We start from the raw sequence: 4030 nt of genomic DNA on the forward strand, positions 1-4030 counted from the left end.
GTGGCCGACATCAAATCGGAACGCTGGCCGGCTTCGCGTCGGAATGGGTGGCCGGCTTCCGTCGGAATCCGCAGCATGGACGAGCCCGAGCTGAAGATCATCGACGTGTTCATCTGCAAGATGCGTCGCAAGCTCGCCAACGCGTCCGGCGGCAAGAACTACATCGAGACCGTCTGGGGCCGCGGCTACGCCCTGAGAGAAAATGCGCCCGAGATGCGGGCGATGGCGGGCTGACGCTTCGTCATTCGCCTGGTCTGGCCATCGACGACACCCTCTGTCGGCGCACGGCAACCGCCATCGCGCCGACGTTTACCGCGCGTTGACCATAGGGCCCACAGGGCGCCTGCGGTTTCGCAGAGCTGAACAAGGGCGAGGCGGAGAACGCGCTCAAACGGGCGATCGTCCTGCATCGCGCCGGTCGGGTTCGCGACCAGGGCTTCAGGTTCAGAGCCATCGCGCCAGCGCACGCAACCGGGTCGTGGGCGCTATCGTGCTCTTCCACCGCCCTACAGTTGATTGAGACACCCCGGAAGCGGACGGTTTCCGCGACAGGGGTGATGACGATGACGACAGACACGAGCACGAATGTCAGCGCGGCTGGTCCTGGCCGCGGCGGGCGCATGTCGCGGGCGCGCAAGCGGGATGCGGTGCTTCGGCTGCTGAGAGACGAGGATCTGGACACCGTTTCGCGGAGTCTCGGCGTGACAGCCGCGACCTTGTCGGGATGGCGCGACGCCTTCCTGGTGGCGGGCGAGGCGAGCCTGACGAGCCGATCCACCGACGCGGACGCGCTGGAGAGCGGACGGCTGAAGGCCAAGCTCGGCGAGATGCTGCTGGAGCGTGAGTTGCTGGAGGCCAAGATCGCCATCCTGGAGGCGCGCGGCCCCGGCCCTTTAGCCCGCAGGAGGTCGCAATCATGAGCCGGTCCGTCTCTCCCTCCAGCGACAAGCTCTATGGCTTATCCCGAGTGTGCCGGATCTGGGGCGCCTCGTGCGCCACCATTCATCGCCACCTCTCTCCGGCTCGGCCTCAGCCTCCGCAACGGCCCGGTCCGGTTGGACCGATGCCGGATGCGGCGCTGCTCACGCAGATCCGCGCCACGCTGACCGGGAGCCCCTTCCACGGAGAGGGCCACCGCAAGGTCTGGGCGCGACTGCGCTTGCGCGGCGTGCGCACCTCCAAGCGCCGGGTGCTGCGCCTGATGCGTAACCATGATCTGCTGGCCCCCTCGCGCGTCGGCACCCCGCGTGGCCCGCGCAATCACGACGGCACGATCATCCCGGAGACGGTGGACACGATGTGGGGCACGGACCTGACCACGACCTGGACAGCGGAGGGCCAGGTCGCGGTGTTCATCGCTATCGACCACTGCTCGGCCGAGTGCGTCGGCATCCACGCGGCACGCCGGGCCACCCGCTTCGAGGCGTTGGAGCCGATCCGTCAGGGCGTGCGGCAGCGCTTCGGCGGCTTCGATGCGCAGGTCGCCTCTGGGCTAAGCGTTCGGCACGACCACGGCAGCCAGTACATGTCGGACGCCTTCCAGGCGGAACTGACGTTCCTGGGCATCGCGAGTTCGCCTGCCTTCGTCCGTGCACCGGAAGGCAACGGCTGCGCTGAGCGCTTCATCCGCACGCTCAAGGAGAACCTGCTCTGGGTGGAGAGCGTCGACACGGTCGAGGATCTGCGCCACGCGCTTCTGGCGTTTCGGGACATCTACAACACGACGTGGTTGATCGAGCGGCATGGGTATCGGCCACCAGCCGCCCTTCGCGATTCCCAGCTTCCACCCGCGGCCCTGGCCGCGTAGGCTTCAAATCGTTGTCTCACAAACTGCGGGCGGTACAATCTGCGCCAAACGGTCGGGGAAGCTTTTATAAAAACAGCCGCGGCGTCCGGGTCCTGGGCGTGATGGCGTGGACGGGCCGAAAGCTTCCGGTAGCCCATGGTCCGCAAGACCCGGCTCAAGGTCTGCTCGCAAGACCGAAACGCCGTGATCCTCGCACAGGATCTGGGCCAGGTCGCACAAGCGCCAGCGGACCACACCGTGGGCGGCGGGCGTCGGCCCCTGTTCGACCAGGGCCCTGAGAACCTCGCGCTGGTCGGCGTTCAGGCGCGGATGGGCACCCGGGGCCTTGCCGTCGATCAGCCCGCTTGGGCCATCGGCGTTGAAGGCCACGACCCAATCACGCACCGTCTGCAGCCCGACCCCGCCGATCTCGGCCGCCTCCGAACGCGAGCCACCCGCGGCAATCACAGACAGCGCCAACGGGCGGCGGGTCTGGGCCGGATCCCGCGACCCCTTGGCCAAGACGCGCAGGGCCTCGGCATCAAAATCCGATCGCAGCGGCACCGGAGCAGCCATCGCATCCTCCTCAGGCTCCAAAACCAGAGGACAGAATCATGACCCGCATATCGACGCCACCCCGCGTGAGTCTCGCTCAACCAGGCTTGGTATTATCGCACTGTTGAGAGTGGGAATGGGCATGGCGTCAACCGTTTTCGCCTTGGCGACGGTTGGCAAGTGCCGGGAAACAGTTAGAACCGGAGCACTGCTCCCCTTGGCCGTTGCCGTCATCCTGTCCACTTTCACGGTGTGCCGACGCAGCTCTCGTCCGTCAAACGCGGCCCAGACGTTGCACTTGGTGTATCCGTCGTTTGACGAAGGGGTACAGCTTGTTAGGGTGTGCGGTCACGTATTTACCCAGCTCGCCGCGTATCCGCTCCGCCTGTCCCATCATGGGGTAAGTTCAGGCCACTGGCCGTTGCAACGATGAAAGCAACAGGCACAGGGAGGCTGCGAGAAGCACCAAATCCTTGAGTAGGAACTGTCCAATTGGAGCCGAGATCGCCGGGAACCCGCCAGCCATCGGTTCGGCCACCCCTGGCGTGCTCAAGAAGAACGTCAGCGTGACAACATAAGTGAGGCAGGACATGGCCGCCCCGAGCGCCGACGCGACGGGGTTGAACGCGCCGACAATGAGCGCAGCCGCCGTTGAAAGCTCGATGACCCCGAGGGCGTAGCTTGCCCCCTGAACGCCGAGCAGGGAATGCAACCAGCTCATAATGGGGCTGTTGGCGATGAACGGCGCAATGCCGGCAGCTTCGTAGCCGGTGAACTTCATTCCGCCGAACCAGAGGAAGACGATGACGAGCGCCCAGCGGAGCAGGGCCAGCGAGCTACGAGGACCGGCGGACCTTTCCGCGACGCTCAAGGATGCGGACATGTCGGCTATTCCTTGAAGAGATGCGACGCATGGGTGACTGCGCCGCCTGCGCGGATCGCGGCGGCGACAAGGGCGGCCTCGGTCAACTGCGCGTCGTTTGCACCGGCCTCCCGCGCCGCCTTGGTGTGAAGCTCAATGCAGTAAGGGCACTGGGTCGTGAGCGCGACCGCGACGGCCATCAACTGCTTCTCGCGGGTGGTCAGCGCACCCTCGGCGAACACGGCCTTGTCGAAGGCCCAGAAGGCTTTCATCGCGCCGGGTGCGCTGGCGTCGAGAACCTTGAGCTTGGCAAGCTGCTTCATGTCGAACATGATATACCTTTGTATGTGTGTGTCATGCATATATCAACTCGAACCCTGAGGCAACACCATCGTGAGCGACCCATCAGACCGGCTGATCAATCTTTTGGGGGCGCTCGCGACGGGCGTTGCCGACCGGGTGCGCGGGGCAGCGCTGAATGGGACGACCTTTGGCGGCGAAACCGCGGCGGCACTGGTCGTCGTGGGCCACACGCCGGGGCTGTCGATCAATCAGTTGGGCCGGGTGCTCCGGCTTTCCCATCCCGGCACCGTGCGGCTGGTGGACCGCCTGGCGAACGCGGGCCACGTCGCGCGAAGCTTGGCGCCACATGACCGCCGCACGGTGGCATTGAACCTCACCGAAGAAGGGCAGGCGTGCCGAGCTGCGCTCCTCGAACGCCGCCGCGGAGCGCTGAAAGCGGTCCTGCAAGGGGCTTGTCGCAAGCCGTGCCGCAGGCCGTATCCGAGGCCGGATCTCGCGCGTTTTCAGGTTTTGTTAACCGCCTG

4 protein-coding genes and 2 pseudogenes are annotated in these 4030 nt (G+C 65.8%); 3 read left to right on the forward strand and 3 right to left on the reverse strand.

Annotated elements, in window-relative coordinates; translation table 11 throughout:
* Positions 1-75 precede the first annotated feature (75 nt).
* Together K2X24_RS00680 and K2X24_RS00685 are read left to right on the forward strand one after the other, a co-directional pair.
* Positions 76-234, forward strand: a pseudogene (locus K2X24_RS00680) (helix-turn-helix domain-containing protein); the annotation flags it as partial.
* A gap of 329 nt (positions 235-563) precedes the next feature.
* Positions 564-1807 (forward strand): IS3 family transposase gene (locus tag K2X24_RS00685; RefSeq protein ID WP_114416032.1). Its coding sequence is split into 2 segments (ribosomal slippage): positions 564-888 and positions 888-1807, totalling 1245 coding nucleotides; the frame shifts between segments, so codons are not numbered across the junction.
* A gap of 53 nt (positions 1808-1860) precedes the next feature.
* On the opposite strand, the pseudogene K2X24_RS00690 reads toward K2X24_RS00685, so the two are convergent.
* The 3 genes and pseudogenes from K2X24_RS00690 to K2X24_RS00700 all read right to left on the reverse strand — a co-directional run.
* A pseudogene (locus tag K2X24_RS00690) lies at positions 1861-2402 on the reverse strand (winged helix-turn-helix domain-containing protein); the annotation flags it as partial.
* Positions 2403-2747: 345 nt separating this feature from the next.
* Positions 2748-3224 (reverse strand): DUF417 family protein, encoded by a 477-nt coding sequence (locus K2X24_RS00695; protein WP_048464254.1) that lies wholly within the window; start codon positions 3222-3224, stop codon positions 2748-2750.
* Positions 3225-3229: 5 nt separating this feature from the next.
* The gene (locus K2X24_RS00700) at positions 3230-3535 is read right to left on the reverse strand and encodes a carboxymuconolactone decarboxylase family protein (protein WP_048464253.1); all 306 of its coding nucleotides are present in this window, start codon (positions 3533-3535) and stop codon (positions 3230-3232) included.
* A 61-nt stretch (positions 3536-3596) separates the two neighbouring features.
* On the opposite strand from K2X24_RS00700, the gene K2X24_RS00705 reads away from it, so the two are divergent.
* Positions 3597-4030, forward strand: a 434-nt coding sequence (locus K2X24_RS00705) for a MarR family transcriptional regulator (RefSeq protein WP_292493735.1), incomplete at its 3' end; no start/stop codon positions are given.

The sequence above is a fragment of the Methylobacterium sp. genome, from assembly GCF_019750675.1.
Taxonomy (GTDB): Bacteria; Pseudomonadota; Alphaproteobacteria; order Rhizobiales; family Beijerinckiaceae; genus Methylobacterium.